The following is a 22,820-nucleotide window of genomic DNA, read 5'->3' as shown; positions in this document are numbered from 1 at the left end:
CCTCGCCAGTCACACCACCCCGACGACGGAGCAGACATGACCGCACCCCCCACGCCCGCCCGCCACCTCGTCGTGGTCGGTGGCGGCATGGTCGCCCAGCGGCTCGTCGAGGCCCTGCGCGACCGCGACGCAGCCGGCACCTGGCGCATCACCGTGCTCGCTGAGGAGCCCCGCCGCCCCTACGACCGCGTCGCGCTCACCAGCTGGTTCTCGGGCCGCTCCGCCGAGGAGCTCACGCTCGGTGACCCGCAGTTGTGGCACGACCCGCTCGTCACGCTGGTCCGTGGCGACGCCGTGGTCGACCTGGACCGCGCGCAGCGCACCGTGACGACCGCCGGTGGCCGCACCGAGCACTACGACCACCTGGTGCTGGCCACCGGTTCGTCCGCCTGGGTGCCCCCGATCGAGGGCGCCGACCTGCCCGGTGTGTTCGTGTACCGCAGGCTCGACGACGTCGCCGCGATCCGCGGGTACGTCGAGGAGCTCGCTTCCCGGACCGCCGGGCCGGTGCGCGGCGCGGTGCTCGGCGGCGGCCTGCTCGGCCTGGAGGCGGCCGGCGCCCTCAAGGCCTTGGGCGCCCAGCCGACCGTGCTGCAGTTCGGCACCCACCTGATGTCCGCGCAGGTTGACCTCGGTGGCGGCGAGGCGCTGCGCCGGCTCATCAACGGCCTGGGCATCGGGGTGCGCCTGCACGCCGAGACCACCCGGCTGCGCGCGCACCGGCGCGGTGGCGTCGGGCGACTCGACCTGGCCGACGGCGGTCGGGTCGACGCCGACGTGGTGGTCGTGGCTGCCGGGGTCCGCCCGCGCGACGAGCTGGCCCGCGCGGCCGGCCTGCCGATCGGTGCGCGCGGCGGCGTCGTCGTCGACGACACGTGCCTCACCGACGACCCCGCGGTCTCGGCCGTCGGCGAGGTCGCCTGCATCCAGGGCGCCTGCCTGGGCCTGGTCGCCCCCGGCTACGCCATGGCCGAGGTCACCGCCGACCGCCTGCTGGGCGGCGCCGCGCGGTTCCCCGGTGCGGACACCGCCACCAAGCTCAAGCTCGCCGGTGTCGACGTGGCCAGCTTCGGCGACGCGTTCGCCACCACGCCCGGCGCCCTGGAGATCGTGTGGGCCGACCCGGTCGGCGGCGTCTACAAGAAGCTCGTCCTGTCCGACGACGCCCGCACGCTGCTCGGCGGCGTCCTCGTCGGCGACGCGTCCGCGTACGCGAGCCTTCGCCCCATGCTCGGGCGCGAGCTGCCCGGCGACCCCGGCGCCTACCTGCTGCCCGAGGGCGGAGTGGGCGCACCCGACCTCGAGCTGCCCGACGACGCCGGCGTCTGCTCGTGCAACAACGTCTCCGCCGGCGCGATCCGGCACGCCGTGAGCGAGGGCGGCTGCACCGACCTGGGGGCCGTCAAGGCCTGCACCAAGGCCGGCACCAGCTGCGGGTCGTGCCTGCCGCTGGTCAAGAAGCTCGTCACCACCGAGCTGGAGAAGCTCGGCGTCACCGTCAGCACCGCGCTGTGCGAGCACTTCGCCCTGTCCCGTGCCCAGCTGTACGACGCCGTGCTCGTCGCCGGGCTGCGCTCCTTCAGCGAGGTCGTCGCCCGGTTCGGCACCCGCGCCGCAGGCCGCGGCTGCGACATCTGCAAGCCCGCCGTCGCCTCGATCCTGGCCACCACCGCCCCCGCGCACGTGCTCGAGGGGGAGCGGGCCACGCTGCAGGACACCAACGACCACGTCATGGCGAACCTGCAGAAGGACGGCTCGTACTCCGTCGTTCCCCGCATCCCCGGCGGCGAGGTCACCCCCGAGGGGCTCATCGCGATCGGTCAGGTCGCCCAGGAGTTCGGTCTCTACACCAAGATCACCGGCGGCCAGCGGATCGACCTGTTCGGCGCCCGCATCGACCAGCTGCCGGTCATCTGGCGCAAGCTCGTCGACGCCGGGTTCGAGTCCGGGCACGCGTACGGCAAGTCGCTGCGCACCGTGAAGTCGTGCGTCGGGTCCACCTGGTGCCGGTTCGGCGTGCAGGACTCCGTGGCGCTCGCGGTGATGCTCGAGCTGCGCTACCGGGGCCTGCGCTCGCCGCACAAGATCAAGCTCGGGGTGTCCGGCTGCGCCCGCGAGTGCGCCGAGGCCCGAGGCAAGGACGTCGGGGTCATCGCCACCGACAAGGGCTGGAACGTGTACGTGGGCGGAAACGGCGGGTTCACGCCGCGGCACGCGAAGCTGCTCGCCGAGGACCTGGACACCGAGACGCTCGTGCGGACCATCGACCGGTTCCTGCTCTACTACGTGCGCACGGCCGACCGTCTGCAGCGCACCGCCCCGTGGATCGAGGAGGTCGAGGGCGGCCTCGAGGGTGTGCGTGCCGTCGTGATGGACGACTCGTTGGGCATCGCCGCGGACCTGGACGCGCAGATGGCGCTGCACGTGCAGGAGTACGAGGACGAGTGGCGCGCCACGCTCGACGACCCCGAGAAGCTGCGCCGGTTCGCCGCGTTCGTCAACGCACCCGGCGAGCCCGACCCGTCGTTGGCGTACGTGCCCGAGCGCGGGCAGGCCCGCCCGGCCACCGCGGACGAGAAGGCCGCCGCGCTGCGCGGTGAGCCGGTGCTGGTCGCCGGATCCACGCTGGAGGTGCGCTGATGACCGTCCTCGACACGATCGCCGCGGGGGGCCCGACCGGGGCGATCGAGGGCTGGGTGGCCGTCTGCCGGCTCGACGACCTCGCCCCGGAGCGCGGTGCGGCGGCCCTGCTCGGGGGCACGCAGGTCGCGCTGGTCCGCCTGCTCGACGACCGTGTGCTGGCGGTGCAGCAGCACGACCCGTTCTGCGACGCGCACGTGCTGTCCCGGGGGATCGTCGGCTCCCGTCTCGTCGATGGCGTCGACGTGCCCACGATCGCCTCGCCGATGTACAAGCAGGTGTTCGACCTGCTGACCGGGCAGTGCCTGGACCGGGCGGGCAAGGAGCCGGTGCCCGGTCTGGGCGCCGACCTGCGGACGTGGCCCGTGCGGGTGGTCGACGGCGTGGTGCACGTCGCGACGGGTGCCCCGTGACCACGCTGGTCGGCCTGGAGCTGGCCGGGCGGCGCGTGCTGGTCGTCGGCGGGGGGCCTGTCGCCGCCCGGCGCGTGCAGGGCCTGCTGGCGGACGCGGCGCGGGTCGTCGTGGTGGCGCCCCAGCTGTGCGAGGTGCTGCGCGACCTGCACCGGTGGGGACTGATCACCTGGCACGCCCGCGAGGTGCTCGAGGGTGACCTCGACGACGTGTGGCTCGTGCACACCGCCACGGGGGACCGGGCGACCGACTCGGCGGTCGTCGGCTGGGCGGGGCAACGACGGCTGTTCTGCGTCGACGCAGGTGCCGGACGGCAGGGCACCGCGCGCACCCCGGCGACCACGCGGCACGGTGACGTGCTCGTCGGCGTCGTCTCGACGGGCGAGCCCGACCCGCGGCGCACCGTCGTGGTGCGTGACGCCCTGTCCGCCCACCTGCGCGACGGCCAGGTGGACCTGCGTCGTCGGCGCCCGCGCGCACCGCACGAGGGTCGGGTGGTGCTCGTCGGTGGCGGTCCCGGTGACGTCGACCTGCTGACCCTGGCCGGTCGTCGTGCGCTGGCCGAGGCCGACGTGGTGGTCACCGACCGGCTCGGACCCGTGGGCGTGCTGGACGAGCTGCCGGCGGACGTCGAGGTGATCGACGTGGGCAAGACGCCCGGGAACCACCCGGTGCCGCAGCACGAGATCAACCGGATCCTCGTGGAGCAGGCGCAGCGGGGCCGTCTGGTGGTCCGGCTCAAGGGCGGCGACCCGTTCGTCTACGGGCGTGGCGGCGAGGAGGTCCTCGCGTGCCGTGAGGCGGGCGTCGCGGTCGACGTGGTCCCCGGGGTCAGCAGCGCGCTGGCAGTGCCGGCGGCCGCAGGCATCCCGCTGACCCACCGCGGCACGGTCGGTGCGGTCCACGTGATGAACGGGCACGACGGGTGGTCCTCGGCGGCACTCACCGGGCTGCGCGACGCCTCGTGCACGGTCGTGGTGCTGATGGGGGTCGCGGTGCTGCCCGCGTTGGTGGCGCAGGCGCTAGACGAGGGTGTCGACGCCGCCACGCCCGTCGCGATCGTCGAGAGCGGCACCACGCAGGGGCAGCGGGTCACCCGCGCGCCGCTCGGGCAGGTGGTCGACGTCGCCGCCGCGGCCGGCGTGCGCGCCCCCGCGGTGGTGGTGCTCGGGGCGGTGGCGGAACCGGGACTGCTCGAGGCCGCCCCGCACGTCACAATGGCGCCGTGACCGAGCCGATCGACCAGACGCTGGCGGGCTGCGTCGTGCTCGTGACCGCCGACCGGCGGGCCGGGGAGCTCAGCGCCGCGCTGCAGCGCCGTGGGGCCACGATCCGGCACGCACCGGCGATCGGCATGGTGCCGCACACCGACGACGCCGCCCTGCTGGCCGGCACGCGCGCACTGATCGAGGACCCGCCCGACACCGTCGTGGTCACCACGGGCATCGGCTTCCGCGGGTGGGTCGAGGCGGCCGACGCGGTCGGGCTGGCCGAGGAACTCGTCGAGATGCTGCGCGGCACGCGACTGGTGGCCCGGGGCCCCAAGGCACGCGGCGCGATCCAGGCGGCCGGGCTGACCGCCGACTGGGTCGCGGAGTCCGAGACCAGCGCGGAGATCGCCCAGGTGCTGCTCGACGAGGGTGTCGCCGGGCGTGACATCGCGGTGCAGCACCACGGTGCGGGCTCGGACGGACTCGACGAGGCCTTCGCAGCGGCCGGTGCGCGCGTGCGCAGCCTGATCGTCTACCGGTGGGGCCCGCCGCCCGACCAGGCCGTCGTGGACGCCTCGGTGCGCGCGGTCGCCGCCGGTGAGGTCGACGCGGTGGCGTTCACGTCGGCGCCGGGGTCCGCCGCGTGGCTCGCGGCGGCCGACGCGGCCGGGGTGACCGACACGATCGTGCGGATGTGCGCGCGGGGCAGCGTCGTCATGGCGGCCGTCGGCCCCGTCACCGCGCGTCCGCTCGTGGAGCGGGGCATCGAGCCGCTCGTACCCGATCGTGGCCGGCTGGGCTCGCTGGTGCGGGCGATCGTGGCGCACTACGGCGGGCTGCAGGCCCTGCAGACCGTGGCGGGCCCGCTGCAGGTGCACCGCGGCGCCGCGGTGCTCGACGGGCGCGTGCTGCCGCTGACGCCCAGCGGCCTGGAGGTGCTGCGGCTGCTGGCGGCCGCGCGCGGCTCGGTGGTGCCGCGCGAGCAGGTGCTCGCGGCCCTGCCCGGCGACTCGACCGACCCGCACGCCGCCGAGGTGGCCATCGCCCGGCTGCGCGAGGCGAGCGGTCACCGTGGGCTGGTGCGCACCGTGGTCAAGCGGGGCTACCGGCTCGAGCTGGAGCCCGAGGCATGAGCCCCCTGGTGGCCCAGCCCGTGCTGGTGGGGTGCTCGCACGGCACGGACGATGCTGCCGGGCGGGTGGCGATCGCCTCGATCCTGCACGACGTGCGCGCGTTGCGGCCGGGTCTGGACGTGCGTGAGGCGTTCGTCGACGTGCAGCAGCCCGAGGTGGCCGATGTCGTGGCCGACGCGCTGACGGGGGCCTCGGAGGTCGTCGTCGTGCCGTTGCTGCTGTCCGTCGGGTACCACGTGGGTGTCGACATCGTGCAGGCCGTGGCCCGGCCGGGCGCGGCGGCCGCCGTCCCTCTGGGCCCTGACGACCGGCTCGTGGCGATCCTCGCCGACCGCCTGGCGCAGGCCGGGCTACGCCCGGACGACGGTGTGGTCCTCGCCGCGGCCGGGTCGAGCGTGGCTGCCGCGGCGGTGGCCGTCGAGACCGTGGCGTCGGGGCTGGCCGCGCACCTGGGGCGGCCGGTGACGGTCGGGTACGGCGCCGGTGCGCACCCGCGGGTGCCGGTCGCGGTCGAGCAGGTGCGTGAGGGGCTCGCGCCGGGCGGCCGCGTGGTGGTCGCCTCGTACCTGCTGGCGCCCGGGTTCTTCCACGACCGGGTGCTCGAGGCGGGGGCGGACGTGGTCGCCGCACCGCTCGCCCCGGACGTGCGGCTGGCCAGGATCGTGCTGGATCGGTACGACACGGCGACGGAGGTCTTGCGCGGCGGGCCGGTCTCCCTCTAGGAACGACGCGTGAGCAACGCTGCCGCTTCCCGGCCCACCCGCTTCACCGTGTCCGCCGTGATTCTCGGCGCCTTCCTCCTTGTCGGCTGCACGACCGACCCGGATGCTGAGAGCGCTCCCGCGTCGACCGTCACCGCAGAGGTGACGGCAGACCTGGGTGGGCTGACGGAGGTCGAGGTCGGCAGCTGCGTCCCCGACGGGCTGCGGGCCGTGCAGGCCGGCCCGGCCGACGACCCCACGACGGTGGTCGTGGCCGGCGGGGGCACCGACGCCGTGCTGCTCGTCCCGCAGAGCGGGGGGGACGAGTGCCAGTGGGCGCAGGAGGCCCGGCGGCTGGCCGGTGAGGGCTACCTGGTGGCCACGTTCGGCTGGGCGGGTGACGACGAGGCGTCGTTCCGGGCGGCGACCTCCGTCCTCGACCGGCTCGGGGCGCAGCGCACGGCTTTCGTCGGGGCCTCCAAGGGTGGCACCTACGCCGTCGCCCTGGCGCAGGAGCTGGGCGCGGTCGCGGTGGTCGCCATCTCCTCGCCGGCCACGTTCGACGGCATGGACGCCGTGGCGGGCCGTGCGGCCTACACCGGTCCGCTGCTCGTGGTGGCCTCGGCCGACGACCGTGACGTGCCGGCGTCGCAGACGCAGACGATCGCGCGCCCCGACGACCCGGAGGGGTTCGTGCAGCTCGAGGGTTCCTCGCACGGCGTGGCGATCTTGTCCGGGCCTGTCGCCGACGAGCTGCGGGGCCTCGTGGACGGTGCCCTGGCGGAGGCGTTCGCGGGCTGACCCTCTGACCTGCGGGTGGGTCACGGGGCGGGGAAGCCGAACGGCTCGGCCGTTCCGGAACGGCTTCCGTCGCCGTTGACGAAGGCCGCTCCGGACCGCCCGAGCCGTCCGTGGCCATGTCTACCAGCGGGCCCGGCGACCCTCGACCGTGGGAGCGCGGTCATGAGAGATCGTGACGATCTCGTGACCTGGATCACACAACGTTGTAGAACGGGCCGGGCCGCGGCGACGCAGGCCCGGCCGCACCCGTCAGAGGTAGCGCAGCGGGTCGAACTCCTCGAGCGGGATGATCCGCAGGCGCGGCAGCTGCACGTTGAACGCGGCCACGTCCGTCTCCAGGTCGAAGACCTCCAGCCCTCGCGAGGTCATCCCCGCCAGGGCGGTGCTGGTGAACTCACGGAAGGCCAGCAGGCCCACGCGCCGGTCCCCGGCGTCGACCAGCGTCTCGACCTCAGGGGCGAAGTCGCCGTCGTGGCTGGCCAGCAGCACATCACCCTCGCGCCCGGCGATCGCCGCGAGCGTGCGCTTGATGCCGATGTCGACGACCTTCTCGTACGACTCGCCGGACAGCGGGATCGGCTGGAACCCGATCGCGGTCAGCGCTTGCACGAACGACATCGGCAACGTGCCGTTGGAGGCGTTGAGGAAGAACAGCCCCTTGACCGGCTGCCCCCACCGCTGCTCGGCGAACGTGAGCACCCGCTCCCAGCGTGGACGCTGCTCGGGTGTGGGACGTCCGCCGAAGATCGACGACCCGAGGGTCGCGTCGATGTTCTCGCCGTCGACCAGCAGGTAGGTGGTCCCGCTGGCGGCCGTGTCGGTGCTCATCGGCCCAGGCTAGCCGCGTGCTCCGCCCGGGATGACGTTCCTGCGGCGCGGCGTTGTTGCCCCCTAGGGTCGATGCGCACGCATGGACCCGGTGCGCAGGGGCGGCGGAGGGAGGCGACGATGGGCGAGGAACCCACCACGCGGGAGGCGGCCGAGGCCTGGGAGGCGTTGTTCCGCGCGCAGGTCGCACTCATGCGCCGGTTCCAGCGCACCGACGTGTGGGGCGACCTCACGATCCGCGAGTACGACGTGCTGTTCACGCTGTCGGGGTGCCCCGGCGGCACGGCGCGCCTGCGGGAGCTGGCCGAGACCAGCCTGCTGACGCAGCCGAGCCTGTCGCGCCTGGTCGAGCGGCTCGAACGCGACGGTCTGGTCGAGCGCGGGCCCGTCGAGGGCGACGCGCGGGGCGTGGCCGTGACACTGACGCCCGCCGGGGAGCGCGTCCAGCGCGAGATCGGGCGACGGCACGTGCGCACCATCCGTGCGCTGGTCGGCGGCGCGCTCGACGCGCAGGAGCTGGCGACGCTGCGGTCCCTCAGCGACAAGCTGCGGCTCGCGCAGGCAGGCATCCCGGACCCCGGCTGACCGGACCAACGTCCCCGCCGGGCGCCGGTGTGCGTCACAGCGGCGGGGGGACCTCCGGCCCACGACGCGCGAGGCCCCGCCGCGCAGGATGGGACACATCGGTCTCGTCCACGAATGGGGGTGCGCACATGGATGTCCTGGTCGCTGTCGCGTCGCGGCACGGAGGGACGTGGGAGATCGGCGACGTCGTCGCCGAGGTGCTGCGCGGACGCGGGCACGTCGTCGACGTCCGGGCACCGGAGGACGTCACGACGGTCGCCGGCTACGACGCGGTGATCCTCGGGTCGGCCATCTACCTGGCCCACTGGATGCCCACGGCGCGTGAGCTCGCCGAGCGCTGCGAGGACGAGCTGGTCTCGCGCCCGGTGTGGCTCTTCTCCTCGGGCCTGGCCACCCAGCCTGCGAACTCCGCCAACTCCCCGCACGAGATCGCCGCGCTGCGCGAGCGACTCGGTGCGCGCGGTCACCGCCACTTCCGGGGACGCCTCGACCGTGCAGTGCTCAGCTTCGCCGAGCGGGCTGTGATCGCCGGGGGTCGTGCCCGTGAGGGCGACCACCGCGACATGGCCGCTGTGGCCTCCTGGGCGGGCGACATCGCCGACGCGCTCGTGGCCTGCGTGCCGTCCGTCTCGTCCTAGGGCCCCGACCTCCACAAGCGTCCGTCCGGTCGTCCGCCGACCGGACGGACGCTTGCTGACGCCATGTCGTGACAAACTCACGCGGCGCGAGCGCGGTCCGCGGTGGAGGTCGCCTGCTGTGGTGCGATGATCGAGCGGTGGCAGCCCAGACCGCACCCGACACGCACCCGACCCTGCGCACGTCGTCCCCGTCGCCGGCCGCGCCGTACGACGCCGTGCTCCTCTACTCCTTCGGCGGGCCCGACGGCCCTGACGACGTGCTCCCGTTCCTGCGCAACGTCACGGCAGGCAAGGGCATCCCCGACGAGAGGCTCGCCGAGGTCGCCGAGCACTACCACCACTTCGGCGGACGCAGCCCGATCAACGAGCAGAACCTCGCGCTGCAGCGAGCGCTCGTCGCCGAGCTGGGCGCCCAGGGGCTCGACCTGCCCGTGCTGTGGGGCAACCGCAACTGGCAGCCGTACACGCGCGACGCGCTCGCGGCCGCGTACGCCGACGGTGCCCGACGCGTGGTGGCCATCGTCACCAGCGCGTACTCCTCGTACTCCGGCTGCCGGCAGTACCGCGAGGACCTGTACGGCGCGCTCGACGCGCTGGGTGACGAGCTGGGCCTCGAGCCCGGTGAGCACCCGCTGCAGGTCGACAAGATCCGCGCGTACTTCAACCACCCCGGCTTCGTGCAGGCCAACGTCGACGCGGTCGTCGAGGCCTACCGGGCACTGGCCGCGCAGGCACCGGCCGACGCGACCGCCGCGCGACTGGTCTTCGTGACCCACTCGATCCCGACCACGATGGAGGAGGCCTCGGCCGTCTCCGGCGCGACGTACCGCGAGCAGCACCTCGACGTCGCACGCGTCGTCGCCCGCGAGGCCGAGGCCGCGTTGGGGCACCCCGTCGGGTGGGACCTGGCCTACTGCTCGCGCTCCGGCCCGCCCCACCAGCCGTGGCTCGAGCCCGACGTCAACGACCACCTCACCGGGCTTGCCGAGGCCGGCACCCGTGCCGTGGTGATCGCCCCGATCGGGTTCGTGTCCGACCACATGGAGGTCGCCTTCGACCTCGACACCGAGGCGCTGGAGACGTGCCGCGAGCTCGGCCTGCACGCGGTGCGCGCCGGGACCGTGGGCACGCGGGAGGCCTTCGTGCGCGGCCTGGTCGACCTGGTGCTCGAGCGTGCGGACCGCGCCCGCGCGCGGGAGGCCGGTCAGTCGCCCGCGGACGGGCGCACGATCGGCGACCTCGGGCCGTTCCGCGACGTCTGCGCGCCCGGCTGCTGCCGCCAGCGGGCCGGCGTCGACTCCGGCGTCCCGGCGGCCTGCAGCACCGACCCGCTCACCTGACCTGCCAGCACACCTGCCCCATCCTCGTCCGGTCGGCCTCGTGCCGGCCGTGCGCGCCGCCTGCCCGGAGGACCCTGTGACCGACCACCCCCAGCTCGACACCGAGGCGCTCAACGCCACCGTCCGCTACACGATGTGGTCGGTGTTCTCCTTCGACGGCGAGCTGCCCGCCGACGACGAGGAGCGCGCCGCGATCGTCCGCCAGGCCCTCGACGCCGTGGCCGCCGAAGGCCTCGAGATCCGCGGCTGGTACGACGTGGCAGGCCTGCGCGCCGAGGCCGACCTGATGGTGTGGTGGCACGCCGCCACGATCGAGGAGGTGCAGGGCGCCTACCTGCGCCTGCGCGCCAGCGAGCTCGGCCGTCAGCTGTTCCCCGTGTGGTCGGTCGTCGGCCTGCACCGACCCGCCGAGTTCAACCGCGGTCACGTGCCGGCGTTCCTGGCGGGGGAGCCCGCCGGCGACTACCTGTGCGTGTACCCGTTCGTGCGGTCCTACGACTGGTACGTGCTGCCCGAGGACGACCGGCGCCGGATGCTCGTCGAGCACGGGCAGGCAGCCCGCGACTACGCCGACGTGCGGGCCAACACCGTCTCCAGCTTCGCCCTGGGCGACTACGAGTGGCTGCTGGCGTTCGAGGCCCCGCAGCTGCACCGGATCGTCGACCTGATGCGCGACCTGCGGGCCACGCAGGCCCGGTTGCACGTGCGCGAGGAGGTCCCGTTCTACACCGGTCCGCGGGTGGAGCTGGCGGCCTGGGCGGACGCGCGCCCGCGCGCCTGAGCGGGCGTCGCCGGACGCGGACGCGCGCCCGAGCGGGCGTCCACGGGCGCAGGGCGCGCCGTCGCGCGATCATCGAGGCATGGGCCTGACAGGGACGTGGCGGTTCGTCAGCATCGACGACCTCGACCCGGTGACGGCCGTGCACGGCCGCCCCTGGCTGACGTTCGACGGTGACGGTCAGGTGTACGGCTGCTCGGGTGTGAACCGGGTGCGCGGCACGTGGACCCTCGAGGAACCCTCGGAGGGTGGGTCACCCCGGTTGCTGATCGGGCCGATGGTGTCGACCCTGATGGCAGGTCCGCCTGCCGCGACCGCCTGCGAGCTGGCCGTGCAGCAGCTGCTCGCGGTCCCGCTCGCCGTACGGCAGCGGGACGAACCCGCCGGGTCCGCGGGAGGTGGGGCACCCGCGAGCGACCTCGAGCTGGTGGCCGACGACGGTCGCCGCGCCCGGCTCGTGCTCGACCCGCACGCCGGCGACGACCCCGCGCCGGCGCCCGCCGCCGACACGGAGCAGCCGACGGGCGCCCCCCGGCACGCCGAGCTGCCCACCCACCTGGACGCCGACGGCCCCCTGGTCGTCACAGGAGCCGTGACCTACCGGCAACGGATCGCCCTGCCGCCCCGGTCGGTGGTCACCGTCACGGTCGAGGACAGCTCCCGTGCCGACGCCCCGGCCCGGGCCCTGGGGCGCAGCGTCATCGACGCGCAGCACCATCAGGTGCCGGTGCCGTTCGAGGTCGTCGTGGACCGCTCCGAGCTCGACCCGCACACCCGACTGGCCCTGCGGGCCCGCATCGACGGACCCGAGGGCCTGCTGTGGGTGTCCGACACGCACATCCCGGTGCCGCTCGACGGCTCGGCGGAGCCGTTCACGGTGCCGCTCGTGCACGTCGCCGGACGTCAGGGGTAGAGCCCCCGCACCAGGTGCGCCTCGGCGACCCTCCGCACCCCGATCACCAGCGCGGCGTCGCGCAGCGAGATGCCCTCCGCGCGTGCCAGCGCCGCCACGGACCGGTACGAGCTGAGCATCCGGTGCTCCAGGCGCTCCTCGATCTCGTGCTCCGTCCACCAGTAGGCCTGGTTCGCCTGCACCCACTCGAAGTACGAGACGACCACGCCGCCGGCGTTGGCCAGGATGTCCGGCACCACCTGCACACCGCGCTCGGCGAGCAGGCGGTCACCCTCGGCCGTCGTCGGCCCGTTGGCCCCCTCCACTACCCAGCGGGCCTTGACCGTCCGGGCGGTCTCGGCGTCGATCACGCCCTCGACGGCCGCCGGTACCAGCACGTCCACGTCGAGCGCGAGCAGGTCCGCGTTGTCGATCGGGTCGGCGTCCGCGAAGTCCACGACCGACCCGGTGGCGGCCACGTGCTCGAGCAGCGCCGGGACGTCCAGCCCGTCCGGGGCGTGCACCCCGCCGTACTGGTCGCTCACCGCGTTCACCCGGGCGCCCGTCTCGTGCAGGAACCGTGCGGCGTGCGAGCCGACCTTGCCGAAGCCCTGCACCGCGGTCGACACCTCCCGCAGGTCCGTGCCGGCGTCGGCGAGCGCCGCCCGTGCGGTGTGCACCACGCCGCGCGAGGTCGCCGTCGTGCGTCCCAACGAACCCCCGATGGTCAACGGCTTGCCGGTCGTCACCGCCGGGATCGTGTACCCGCGGTTGACGGAGAAGGTGTCCATGACCCAGGCCATCGTGCGTTCGTCCGTGCCGATGTCGGGGGCCATGATGTCCCGCTCGGGCCCGATGATCGGCGAGATCTCGCTGGTGTAGCGCCGGGTCAGCCGTTCGAGCTCGGCGGCCGAGTGCCCCCGGGGGTCGATCGTGACGCCCCCCTTCGCGCCGCCGTAGGGCACGTCGACGACGGCGCACTTCCAGGTCATCCACATCGCCAGCGCGCGCACCTCCTCGATGTCGACCGTGGGTGCGTAGCGCAGGCCGCCCTTGCCGGGGCCCCTCGAGATGTTGTGCTGCACCCGGAACCCGGAGTGCAGCACCACCCGTCCGTCGTCGCGCCGCAACGGCACGGCGACGTGCATCTCACGTCGGGGCGTGGCGAGCATCTGGTGCAGGCCCTCGTCGTACCCGAGGATCTCGATCGCCTCGGAGAGCTGGGCCTGCGCGGTGACGAGCGGGGACCCGATCCCGTGCTGGGCGGGGTTCGTGGACGGTGCGCTCACGCTGTACCTCCTGGCGACAGGTCGGTGGGCGCGACCTCGTCGTCGCACCGCCGGGCCCGGCCCGTCGTGCCCACTGTGGCACGTGCGCAGGCCAGCGCCACGCCGACCCGACCGGTGAGCCGTGCACGTCCGTCTGGCAGGACGCGCACGGCTCACCCGCGTGCGCGGCTCAGCAGATCTGCGACTTCTCCAGGGGCTTGAGCAACGACCCACCCAGGTGGCGCGAGTGCCGCGCCGGCACCAGCACGCACGGGCCGAACCCGCCGTTGCGGTACACGCCCTTGACGAACACGTCGGTGGTGCGGCAGTTGACGGTGCGCACCGTGAACGACGACGGCTTGGAGTCGTAGATGCCCGTCATCCAGGAGCAGAACTCCTCGGCGTCCTCGATCGTGGCCATCGGGCGGGTGCCCGAGTCGGGTGTGGGCAACGTGACCACCGGCAGGCTGGTGCCGGCCACCGGGCCGTCCTCGTCTGCGGAGGCCGGCCCGGCGAGGGCCGTCACGGTGAGGCCGGCCACCACCAGGGCGGCCAGGGCTGTGCGGACCCGACGGGTGGCCGGGCGTGCGGGCATGACTGACATGAGTTCCCCCTGCATCTGACGACGCCCCGCGCGCGCGGGGCGGAACGACCGGGGCCGGCCGCAGCCGGTCCCGGTGCGCCTCAGCCTCCCCACGGTGCACCGACCTGTCAAGGCGCGGCGTGACTTCGTGACCAGCGTCGGAACTGCGCGGGGGTCTGACCTGTCAGTCGCCCGAACGTCCTGGTCAGCGCCGCCTGGTCGTAGAACCCGCATGCGACCGCGACGTCCGCGACGGGGTCGGGTCCGGTCAGCAGCACCGTGGCGTGATCGACCCGGGCACGCAGCACCAGCTGCTGCGGGGAGAGCCCGAAGACGCGCCGCACCCGCCGGTCGAGTGCCGAGGTGGAGCAGCCCGCCGCGGCGGCCAGCTCGGCCGACGAGGGAGGGTCGGCGAGCCGGGCCTGCACGAGTGCCAGCACCCGTGCGAGGGACTGCACCGCCGGGTCCGCCGGGTCGTGCGTGCCCAGGTCCTCCGACAGGCTGACCAGCCCGACCGTCCGACCGCGCCCGTCACGGACCGCGACCTTGGACGTCAGGTACCAGCCGGGCCGCCCGCCCGGCCGCAGGATCAGCTCCAGCTCACGGCGCAACGGCCGACCCGTGTCGAGCACGTGCGCGTCCTGCTCGTCGTACCGGCGCGCCAGCTGCGGCACGAACAGGTCCGCCGCGCGCCGACCCACCACGTCGCGGCGTGAGCGTTCGCTGGTGCGGCGCACGAACGCGTCGTTGACCGCGACGTACCGCCCGGTGGTGTCCTTCGCGCAGAACATCGTCGCGGTGAGGTCGTCGACCAGGCCCAGGAACGAGGCGTCGAGGGACCGCAGCAGTGCCCTGGCCGCAGGCCACGCCGGCTCGGCGGGCTGCGCGGGTGCAGGTCGGGTCCCCATGGCACCTGGGACGCTAGTGGCGGTGTGTGTCGGTGACGCTTCCGGGATGGGTCGGCCGTGCGTCCTGGTCGCGATCCGTGCACCTGGCCGGGTCTCCAGCACAAGACGCGCGCGGCTCGGGGGCGCAGGATCGGAACGTGAGCAGCGACCTGTCCGCGCCGGCCTCGACCACGACCTCGGCGCCCGCCACCCTGACCGACGACGCCGTGCAGCTGGCCCGGCGGTGGCTGGACGCCACCGCCGCCGACGAGACACCGCGGGAGCGCCGCACCACCGGCCGGCTCGCGGCCCTGGTCGGCGACCCGGCCGGTCTGGAGCTCGCGGTGCGGTTCGTCGACCGGGTCGCGCGGCCCGACGACCTGCACGTCGCCGCGGCAGAGCTCGCCGGGCTGCGCACCCACGCCGCCTCGGCCCGGGCGTTCCTCGGCCCCGTGGACCGCACGCTGCTGGCTCTGGGCGTACGGCTGGCACCGGTGCTGCCCGCCGTCGTGGTGCCCGCCGCGCGGCTGCGCCTGCGCCAGCTCGTCGGGCACCTGGTGGCCGACGCGGGCCGGGGCCTCGGCCCGCACCTGGCCGGGATGCGCGCCGCCGGGTTCCGCCTCAACCTGAACCTGCTGGGCGAGGCCGTCCTGGGCGAGGGGGAGGCCGTGGCCCGGCTGGCCCGCGTGCGTCGGCTCGTCGAACGGCCCGACGTGGACTACGTGTCGGTGAAGGTCTCGGCCGTGGCCAGCCAGCTGTCCACCTGGGACACCGCCGGCAGCGTCGACCGCGTGGTGCAGCGCCTGCTGCCGCTGTACCGGGTGGCCGCGCAGAACGGCACGTTCCTCAACCTCGACATGGAGGAGTACCGGGACCTGACGTTGACGATGCGGGTGTTCGAGCGGCTCGTGCTCGACCCCGAGCTGCTCACCGTCCCCGCCGGGATCGTGCTGCAGGCCTACCTGCCGGACGCCTCCGACGCGCTCGAGGAACTGACCGCCACCGCCCGACGACGCCGGGCCGCAGGCGGTGCGCCGGTCAAGGTACGCCTCGTCAAGGGCGCGAACCTGGCCATGGAGCAGGTCGAGGCCGAGCTGCACGGCTGGCCGCAGGCCCCGTACACGACCAAGGCCGACGTCGACGCGAACTACGTCCGGCTGCTCGAGACGGCGCTGGACCCGACCCGCACCGACGCCGTCCGCGTCGGGGTGGCCAGTCACAACCTGTTCCACGTCGCCTACGCCCACCTGCTCGCGCAGCACCGTGGCGTGGGCGAGGCCCTCGACGTCGAGATGCTGCAGGGCATGGCCCCGGCGCAGGCCCGCGCGGTGCGCGAGGTGGTCGGTGACCTGCTGCTCTACACCCCGGTGGTCGCGCGCGACGACTTCGACGTCGCCATCTCCTACCTCGTGCGGCGGCTGGAGGAGAACTCCGCCGCCCAGAACTTCCTGCACGCGCTGTTCGCCGACGAACAGGCAGGCACGGGCGAGGAAGGGGCCGCGTCCGGCGTCGGCATGGGAGCACAGGAGGCGGCGTTCCGTGCGGCCGTCCACGACGCGGCCACCGTGTCCACCGTCCCGCGCCGCAGCGCGCGCCGGCCCGGGCCCACCTCTGGTCCGGGGACCGAGCAGGGTGACACGTCGCTCGCGGGGCGCTCGTCCGAGCCCGCCGCGCTCTTCGCCAACGCCTCCGACACCGACCCCGCCGTGGCCGCCTCCCGTGCGTGGGCGCGCGGGCTCCTGCGAGGCGCGCCGCCCGTCCCGGACGGGGCGGTCCAGGTCACCAGCACCGACGAGGTCGACGCCGTGGTCGCGCGCGCCGTCGCCGCCGCACCCGGGTGGGCGGCCACCGACCCCGCCCGACGTGCGCTCGCCCTGCGCCGCGCGGCGCTCGCACTCGAGCGGGCGCGCGGCGACCTCGTCGCCACGATGGTGCACGAGGGTGCCAAGACGGTCGCCGAGGCAGACCCCGAGGTCAGCGAGGCCGTCGACTTCGCCCGCTACTACGCCGACCGGGCCGCCGAGCTCGCCGACGGGACGGTACCCGGTGCCGTGTTCCGTCCCGTCCGGTGTCACGGTCGTCACCCCGCCGTGGAACTTCCCTGTGGCGATCCCCGTGGGGTCGACCTTGGCCGCGCTGGCCGCCGGGTCACCCGTGCTGGTCAAACCCGCACCGCAGACGCCGCGCTGCGTGCAGGTCGCGATGGCCGCCGTGCAGGAGGCGTTCGACGAGGTCGGGGTCGGAGCCGACGTGCTTCAGGTGGTGCTCAGCCCCGAGGGTGAGATCGGCCGCCATCTGGTCACGCACCCCGACGTGGCCCGCGTGCTGCTCACGGGCTCGATCGAGACGGCGCGCCTGTTCGCCGGCTGGCGGCCCGACCTGGACGTGCTGGCCGAGACGTCGGGCAAGAACGCGATCGTCGTGACGGCCTCGGCCGACGTCGACCTGGCCGTCGCCGACGTGGTCCGCTCGGCCTTCGGGCACGCCGGGCAGAAGTGCTCGGCCGCCTCGCTGCTGATCCTCGTCGGCTCCGCCGGGCAGTCGGCCCGCCTGCGCAGGCAGCTCGCCGACGCCGTCGCCTCGCTGCACGTGGGGCCCGCGCACGACCTCGGCACCGCCGTGGGCCCGCTCGTGGAACCCGCCCAGGGGCGCCTGCTGCGCGCGCTGACCACGCTCGAGCCGGGGGAGGGGTGGCTCGTCGCGCCGCGGCGCCTGGACGACGAAGGTCGGCTGTGGTCGCCGGGCGTCCGGCACTCGGTGGCACCCGGGTCCTGGTTCCACCTGACCGAGTGCTTCGGCCCGGTGCTGGGCGTCATCCGGGTGCAGACCCTGGACGAGGCGATCGCGGTGCAGAACCAGGTGGAGTTCGGACTCACGGGCGGTCTGCACTCGCTCGACGAGGCCGAGATCGACCACTGGCTGGCGCACGTCGAGGTCGGCAACGCGTACGTCAACCGCCACATCACCGGGGCGATCGTGCAGCGCCAGCCGTTCGGGGGCTGGAAGGCCTCCGCGGTCGGACCCGGCGCGAAGGCCGGCGGTCCGCACTACGTCGCGGCACTGGGCACGTGGGCGGACGCACCCGACGTCCCGACCGACGACGCGGCGTGGCTCGCGTGGGCGCAGGCCGACGACCGCCGCGTCGGGCCGACGCTGCTCGCGGGGCAGGACCGGTCAGGCCTGCTCGTCGAGGAGAACACGCTGCGCCACGTGCCCGTCGCCGCCCTCACGCTGCGGGTCGGTGACGGGGCGCACCCGCGCGAGGTGGCACGCGTCCGCCACGCGGCGGCGACCGTCGCAGTGCCCGTGCACGTCAGCGACGTGCGCGCGGAGTCGCACGCGGCGTTCGCCGCGCGGGTCGAGCGGGGCGCGGTCACCGGCCGCGTGCGCGTCGTCGGCGCCGCACCTGGACTGCGCGAGGCCGCCGCGAGCCGCGTCGGCCAGGTCACCGTGCTCGACGCACCTGTCGTGGCCAGCGCGGAACGCGAGCTGCTGACGGTGCTGCGTGAGCAGGCCGTCAGCCGCACCCGGCACCGGTTCGGGCACGTGGAGCCCGACCGTCGGGCCGCGCTGCAGCAGCGGCCCTGATGCGCGGCGACAGCTACGCGGACTCGCGGACCACCAGCTCGGGGGCGAAGATCAGCGGCTCGGACGGCCGGGGTGCCCCCTCCAGTTGGTCCAGCAGCCGCAGGCCCGCCGCCCGCGCCATCGCGACGACCGGCTGGATCACCGTCGTCAGGGGCGGGGAGGTCGAGGCCGACACGCCCAGGTTGTCGTAGCCGACCACGGCGATGTCGCCGGGGACGTCCTTGCCCAGCTCGGCGAGCACCGACAGCGCGCCCGTGGCCATGAGGTCCGAGGCGATGAACACCCCGTCCAGGTCCGGGTGCTCCGCGAGCAGCCGGCGGATCGCCACGCCACCCGAGGCGATCGTGAAGTCGCCGTAGGCGACCGCGTCGTCGCGCAGCCCGGCACCCAGGACGGCCTGGCGCCACCCCCCGAGGCGGTCGATGCCCGCGGACATGTCGCCGGGGCCGGCGATCGTGCCGATGCGTCGGCAACCCCGGTCGATGAGGTGCTGCGTGGCCAGCCGCCCGCCCTCGACGTTGTCGGTGTCGACGAACTGCACGTCCGACTCGTTGGCGGACAACGGACGGCCGACGAAGACGTTCGGGATGCGCAGGTCCAGCAACGACCGGTCCAGCTCGTCGTTGCGGTGGTGCGAGACGACGATCGCGCCGTCCACGTGCCCGTTGCGCAGGTAGCGGATGGTGCGGTCGCTCTCACCGGGTCGGGTGATGACCAGCACCACCTGGATGTCGGTGTCAGCCATCGAGGCGGACAGGCCGCTGAGCGTGCCGGCGAAGAACGGGTCGGACAGCACCCGTTCGTCGGGCTCGGGCACGACCAGCGCGATCGAGTCGGTGCGCTTGGTCACGAGCGAACGGGCCGCCCGGTTCGGGGTGTACCCCAGCTCGGCGACGGCGGCCTCGACCGCGGCGAGCGCCTCGGGGGACACGCGCAGCCCGCCGTTGATGGCACGCGACGCGGTCGACCGGGACACGCCGGCGCGTTCGGCCACCTCTTCGAGGGTGGGAACGGCGGGGCGTGCGTGCAGGTCGTGCGTCGATGCGTTGTCGACCGCCATTGGTCTTCCTTCCTGCGGCTGCGGTGCAGCGTCAGTGTGGCAGGACGACGGCCCGGGCGTGCGCCGGGCCGTCGTCCGTGGCCTGAGGAGACGCCGTGCTCAGCCCTTGACGGCGCCCTGCATGATGCCGGCCACGAGCTGACGGCCGGCGGCGAGGAACACCAGGATGAGCGGGATCACCGAGATGACGACACCGGCCATGATCAGCGCGATGTCCTTGAAGAACCCGGCCTGCAGCAGCTGCAGGGCGACCGGCAGGGTCGGGGTCGTGGTGCCCAGCACGATGGACGGCCAGAAGAAGTTCGTCCACGAGGCGATGAACGTGAACAGCGCCAGCATCGACGCCGCCGGACGGGCCGCCGGCAGTGCGATCGACCAGAACGTCCGGAACATCGACGCACCGTCGACGCGGGCCGCCTCGATGAGCTCGTACGGCAGGGCGCTGTCCAGGTACTGGGTCATCCAGAACACGCCGAACGCGGTGACCATGCCGGGCAGGATCACGGCCATGAGGTTCCCGACGAGGCCGAGCTCCTTCATGACGATGAACAACGGCACGACGCCGAGCTGCGTGGGGACGGCCATCGTGGCGATGACGAACACCAGCAGCGGGCCGCGGCCCTTGAAGCGCAGCTTCGCGAACGAGTACCCGGCCAGCGTGGAGAAGAACACCACCGAGGCGGCGGTGACCACGGCCACGACGAGCGAGTTGAGCGTCGCCTGCCACAGGTTGATGTCCGACTCGAAGACGCGCATCAGGTTGTCCCACAGCTGACCCTGGGGGATCGGCGAGGGGATCGGGTTCTGGGCGATCTCCTGCGCGTTGGACGAGGCCAGCAGCAGGGCGAAGTACAGCGGGAACGCCGAACCCACGATGACGAGGCCGAGCAGCAGGTAGGTCACCCAGCCCGGACGGCGGTCCGAACCACCGGCCAGAGCGACGCCCTTGCGGCGGCGGCGCGCGGAACGCGCCGCGCCCTTGCCTGCGCTCTGCTCGATGAACGGGATGGACGGGGCGCTCATCGGGCGCTCCTCTCGAGGGCCTTGGTCGACTTGCGGGCCTTCTTGGCGGCCTTGGCCATGTCGTCCGCGGACGAGATCCGCCGCGTGATCGCGAAGTTGAGGATCGCGAAGACGATGATCAGCAGGAACAGCAGCCAGGCGACGGCCGCTGCGCGGCCGAGCTCACGCTGGCGCCAGCCGAGCTCGTACAGGTAGAGCGTGACGGTCATCCACTGCCGGCTGTTGCCGCCCTGTCCGAGCTGGTCGTACATGCGCGGCTCGTCGTAGATCTGCAGACCACCGATGGTGGAGGTGAGGATGACGAAGATCATCGTCGGGCGCAGCATCGGGATCGTCACGGAGAAGAACTGCCGCAGCCGGGAGGCTCCGTCGAGTGTCGCGGCCTCGTACAGATCGCGCGGGATGGCCTGCATCGCGGCGAGGAAGATGAGGGCGTTGTACCCGGTCCAGCGGAAGTTCACCATCGTGGCGATGGCCACGTGCGAGGGCAGCACGTCCTTGTGCCAGCCGATCGGGTCGATGCCGAAGTTGCCGAGGACCGCGTTGATCGCACCCGACTCGTCGGCGAACAGCTTGGAGAAGACCAGCGCGACGGCGACGGGGGCCACCACGTAGGGCAGCAGGACGCCCATGCGCCAGAAGGTCTTGGCACGCAGGTTCGCGTCGAGCATCGCCGCGATGATCAGGGCCGTGATGACCTGCGGAACGCTGGAGAGCAGGAAGATGCTGAGGGTGTTGCGCAGAGCGGTCCAGAAGTACGGCTGGTCCAGCACGAAGGTGAAGTTGTCGAGACCGACGAAGTCACCCTTGCCGCCGAGCAGGCTCCACTCGTGCAGCGACACCCAACCGGTGTAGAGCAGCGGGAACAGTCCGACGATCGCGAACAGGATGAAGAACGGGGAGATGTACAGGTAGGGCGAGACCTTGACGTCCCACCGTCCGAGCGTCTGGCGGAACCCGATCTTGCGGGGCGGCCGCTGGTCGCTGCGGGAGGCACCGCGCGTGGGTGCCAACTGGGTGGCCATGAGGGAGTTCTTTCGTCGCGGGGAGCGGGGACGTGGGGCGGGGTCGGGCCGCCGGCGTGTGCCGGCGACCCGACCCCTGGTGCGGCTAGATCAGCCGAGGGCCTCGACGGCCGTCTGGAAGCCCGCCCACGAGGTGGCGGCGTCCTCCGTCTGGTCGACGTCCACGCGGTTGATCGCCTGCGACAGGGCGTCGCGGACCGCGAAGTAGTTCTCGCCCTTGAACGGCGTCACCGAGATGGCGGCCGAGCGCTCCTTGAAGATCGCGCCGGTGGGGGCGTTGTTGAAGAACTCGTTCGTCATGCCGGCGAGCTCGTCCGAGGCGGCAGCCTCGATCTGGCTCGGGAAGTTGCCGGTCTTGGCGAACGCCTTGAGCTGCTGCTCGGGAGCCGTCAGCCAGTCGGCGAACGCCTGGGCCTCAGCCGGGTGCGCCGACTGCGTCGGCACGGTGAGGAACGAACCGCCCCAGTTGCCGCCGCCGCCGGGGAACGTGTCGGCGATGTCCCAGCCGGTCACGCCGGCCGCGTTGCCCTCGATCACGCCGAGCATCCAGGACGGCGCCAGCATCACGGCGAAGCCGTTGTTCTGGAACGCGTTGACCCAGTCCTCGCTCCACTGCGCCTTGTGGGAGGAGAGGTTGGTGTTCTCGAGGAGCTGGTTGTAGATCTCCTCGACCTGCGGGTCGATCGCGATCTCACCGGTGGACGGGTCCTCGAACGGCGCCTCGAGCTGGTTCAGGATGCCCTGGCCGACCGCATCCATGCCATCGACGAACGGCACGCCGTTGGAGGCCGCGACGAAGTCCTGGCCGACCTTGAAGAACTGGTCCCAGTCGCCGCCGTTCTCCTCGAACAGCGCCTTGACGGACTCGCGGTCCGAGGGCAGGCCGGCCGCGGCGAACAGGTCGGAGCGGTAGGCGATGGCCTCGGGGCCGATGTCCGTCGGGTAGGCCAGCAGCTGGCCATCCTCGGTGGTGGCCTGGTCGATGGTCCACTGCTCCCAGCGGCCCTCGACCGTGTCGCTGGCCAGGTCGTTGAACTGGTCGGCGTACTGCTTGATCTCCGGCATCCAGTCGACCTCGACGGCCACGACGTCCGCCAGGCCCGAACCCGCGGCGAGCGCCGTGGAGAACTGGTCGCGCGCCTCGTTCGAGGTGCCGAACTTGTTGTGCTCGACCGTGATGTTCGGGTTGAGCTCCATGTACTCGTCGAGCAGGTCGTCGTAGCCGAACTCGTTGAACGTGGAGATCGTCAGCGTGATCTTCTCGTCGGACGAGCCGGACTCGTCGTCTGCCGGCGTCGAGCTGGAGCAGGCGGTGGCAACCAGGGCGATACCCGTGACGCCTGCTGCAGCCGCCCACATCTTGCGTGTGGTCTTGCGCACTGTGACTCCCTTGTCAGTCGGACGGCTTCCTCGCCGTACCCCTGGG

Annotated in this window: 19 protein-coding genes and 1 pseudogene; 12 read left to right on the top strand and 8 right to left on the bottom strand. The window is 73.4% G+C overall.

The genetic code is table 11. From position 1 onward, the window contains the following. Window positions 1-36 precede the first annotated feature (36 nt). From nirB to ACTHAM_RS08290, 6 genes are read left to right on the top strand one after another with little or no spacing between them, the layout of a single operon-like run. A complete protein-coding gene (gene nirB / locus ACTHAM_RS08315) occupies window positions 37-2,640 on the top strand; it encodes a nitrite reductase large subunit NirB (RefSeq protein ID WP_440686270.1) in 2,604 nt (867 codons plus the stop codon). Next, window positions 2,640-3,053 (top strand): nitrite reductase small subunit NirD, encoded by a 414-nt coding sequence (gene nirD / locus ACTHAM_RS08310; protein ID WP_440686268.1) that lies wholly within the window; start codon window positions 2,640-2,642, stop codon window positions 3,051-3,053. Before nirB ends, nirD begins: the two co-directional genes overlap by 1 nt. Then, window positions 3,050-4,282: a uroporphyrinogen-III C-methyltransferase gene (cobA, locus tag ACTHAM_RS08305; protein WP_440686267.1), complete on the top strand. Its 1,233-nt coding sequence runs from the start codon at window positions 3,050-3,052 to the stop codon at window positions 4,280-4,282. The genes nirD and cobA overlap by 4 nt, the downstream gene beginning before the upstream one ends. Beyond that, on the top strand, window positions 4,279-5,397 hold the full coding sequence (locus tag ACTHAM_RS08300; RefSeq protein WP_440686265.1) for a uroporphyrinogen-III synthase: 1,119 nt from the start codon (window positions 4,279-4,281) through the stop codon (window positions 5,395-5,397). The genes cobA and ACTHAM_RS08300 overlap by 4 nt, the downstream gene beginning before the upstream one ends. Continuing rightward, the gene (locus ACTHAM_RS08295) at window positions 5,394-6,119 is read left to right on the top strand and encodes a sirohydrochlorin chelatase (RefSeq protein ID WP_440686263.1); all 726 of its coding nucleotides are present in this window, start codon (window positions 5,394-5,396) and stop codon (window positions 6,117-6,119) included. The genes ACTHAM_RS08300 and ACTHAM_RS08295 overlap by 4 nt, the downstream gene beginning before the upstream one ends. A 9-nt stretch (window positions 6,120-6,128) precedes the next feature. After that, the gene (locus tag ACTHAM_RS08290; protein ID WP_440686261.1) at window positions 6,129-6,899 is read left to right on the top strand and encodes an alpha/beta hydrolase family protein; all 771 of its coding nucleotides are present in this window, start codon (window positions 6,129-6,131) and stop codon (window positions 6,897-6,899) included. A gap of 249 nt (window positions 6,900-7,148) precedes the next feature. Here ACTHAM_RS08290 and ACTHAM_RS08285 read toward each other — a convergent pair whose 3' ends face one another. Next, window positions 7,149-7,727 carry an NYN domain-containing protein gene (locus tag ACTHAM_RS08285; protein ID WP_440686259.1) on the bottom strand — a complete coding sequence of 193 codons (579 nt, stop codon included), beginning with the start codon at window positions 7,725-7,727 and terminating at the stop codon, window positions 7,149-7,151. Between the two features lie 120 nt (window positions 7,728-7,847). On the opposite strand from ACTHAM_RS08285, the gene ACTHAM_RS08280 reads away from it, so the two are divergent. From ACTHAM_RS08280 to ACTHAM_RS08260, 5 genes are all read left to right on the top strand, one after another. After that, window positions 7,848-8,312: a MarR family winged helix-turn-helix transcriptional regulator gene (locus tag ACTHAM_RS08280; RefSeq protein ID WP_440686257.1), complete on the top strand. Its 465-nt coding sequence runs from the start codon at window positions 7,848-7,850 to the stop codon at window positions 8,310-8,312. A 128-nt stretch (window positions 8,313-8,440) separates the two neighbouring features. Continuing rightward, complete coding sequence (locus ACTHAM_RS08275; protein WP_440686255.1) at window positions 8,441-8,950, top strand: flavodoxin domain-containing protein; 510 nt, start codon at window positions 8,441-8,443, stop codon at window positions 8,948-8,950. Window positions 8,951-9,087: 137 nt separating this feature from the next. Then, entirely contained in the window at window positions 9,088-10,290 is a 1,203-nt protein-coding gene (locus tag ACTHAM_RS08270; RefSeq protein ID WP_440686253.1) for a ferrochelatase, read from the top strand. Window positions 10,291-10,366: 76 nt separating this feature from the next. Then, window positions 10,367-11,071 (top strand): hydrogen peroxide-dependent heme synthase, encoded by a 705-nt coding sequence (gene hemQ, locus ACTHAM_RS08265; RefSeq protein WP_440686251.1) that lies wholly within the window; start codon window positions 10,367-10,369, stop codon window positions 11,069-11,071. A gap of 79 nt (window positions 11,072-11,150) precedes the next feature. Further along, window positions 11,151-11,981 carry a YbaY family lipoprotein gene (locus tag ACTHAM_RS08260; RefSeq protein WP_440686249.1) on the top strand — a complete coding sequence of 277 codons (831 nt, stop codon included), beginning with the start codon at window positions 11,151-11,153 and terminating at the stop codon, window positions 11,979-11,981. On the opposite strand, the gene ACTHAM_RS08255 is transcribed toward ACTHAM_RS08260, so the two are convergent. The 3 genes from ACTHAM_RS08255 to ACTHAM_RS08245 all read right to left on the bottom strand — a co-directional run bounded on the left by ACTHAM_RS08255 (window position 11,972) and on the right by ACTHAM_RS08245 (window position 14,719). Then, window positions 11,972-13,249, bottom strand: coding sequence for a Glu/Leu/Phe/Val family dehydrogenase (locus ACTHAM_RS08255; protein ID WP_440686247.1), 1,278 nt, complete (start codon window positions 13,247-13,249; stop codon window positions 11,972-11,974). The two genes, ACTHAM_RS08260 and ACTHAM_RS08255, sit on opposite strands and share 10 nt — an antisense overlap. Before the next feature lie 169 nt (window positions 13,250-13,418). Further along, window positions 13,419-13,832 (bottom strand): hypothetical protein, encoded by a 414-nt coding sequence (locus ACTHAM_RS08250; protein WP_440686245.1) that lies wholly within the window; start codon window positions 13,830-13,832, stop codon window positions 13,419-13,421. A 107-nt stretch (window positions 13,833-13,939) separates the two neighbouring features. After that, window positions 13,940-14,719, bottom strand: a complete 780-nt coding sequence (locus ACTHAM_RS08245; protein WP_440686243.1) for a helix-turn-helix domain-containing protein — start codon at window positions 14,717-14,719, stop codon at window positions 13,940-13,942. Between the two features lie 137 nt (window positions 14,720-14,856). On the opposite strand from ACTHAM_RS08245, the pseudogene ACTHAM_RS08240 reads away from it, so the two are divergent. Next, a pseudogene (locus ACTHAM_RS08240) lies at window positions 14,857-18,286 on the top strand (proline dehydrogenase family protein). A gap of 13 nt (window positions 18,287-18,299) precedes the next feature. On the opposite strand, the gene ACTHAM_RS08235 reads toward ACTHAM_RS08240, so the two are convergent. From ACTHAM_RS08235 to ACTHAM_RS08220, 4 genes are all read right to left on the bottom strand, one after another. Continuing rightward, window positions 18,300-19,346, bottom strand: a complete 1,047-nt coding sequence (locus ACTHAM_RS08235) for a LacI family DNA-binding transcriptional regulator (protein WP_440686241.1) — start codon at window positions 19,344-19,346, stop codon at window positions 18,300-18,302. 99 nt (window positions 19,347-19,445) lie between these two features. Beyond that, on the bottom strand, window positions 19,446-20,369 hold the full coding sequence (locus ACTHAM_RS08230; protein WP_440686239.1) for a carbohydrate ABC transporter permease: 924 nt from the start codon (window positions 20,367-20,369) through the stop codon (window positions 19,446-19,448). Beyond that, window positions 20,366-21,394 (bottom strand): carbohydrate ABC transporter permease, encoded by a 1,029-nt coding sequence (locus ACTHAM_RS08225; protein ID WP_440686236.1) that lies wholly within the window; start codon window positions 21,392-21,394, stop codon window positions 20,366-20,368. The genes ACTHAM_RS08230 and ACTHAM_RS08225 overlap by 4 nt, the downstream gene beginning before the upstream one ends. 90 nt (window positions 21,395-21,484) lie before the next feature. Continuing rightward, a complete protein-coding gene (locus tag ACTHAM_RS08220; protein ID WP_440686234.1) occupies window positions 21,485-22,774 on the bottom strand; it encodes an ABC transporter substrate-binding protein in 1,290 nt (429 codons plus the stop codon). Window positions 22,775-22,820 lie beyond the last annotated feature (46 nt).

Source organism: Cellulomonas soli, from assembly GCF_052036975.1.
GTDB lineage: Bacteria > Actinomycetota > Actinomycetes > Actinomycetales > Cellulomonadaceae > Cellulomonas > Cellulomonas soli_A.
The sequence above is the reverse complement of the archived record's forward strand: the minus strand, read 5'-3'. Positions and strand labels throughout refer to the sequence as shown.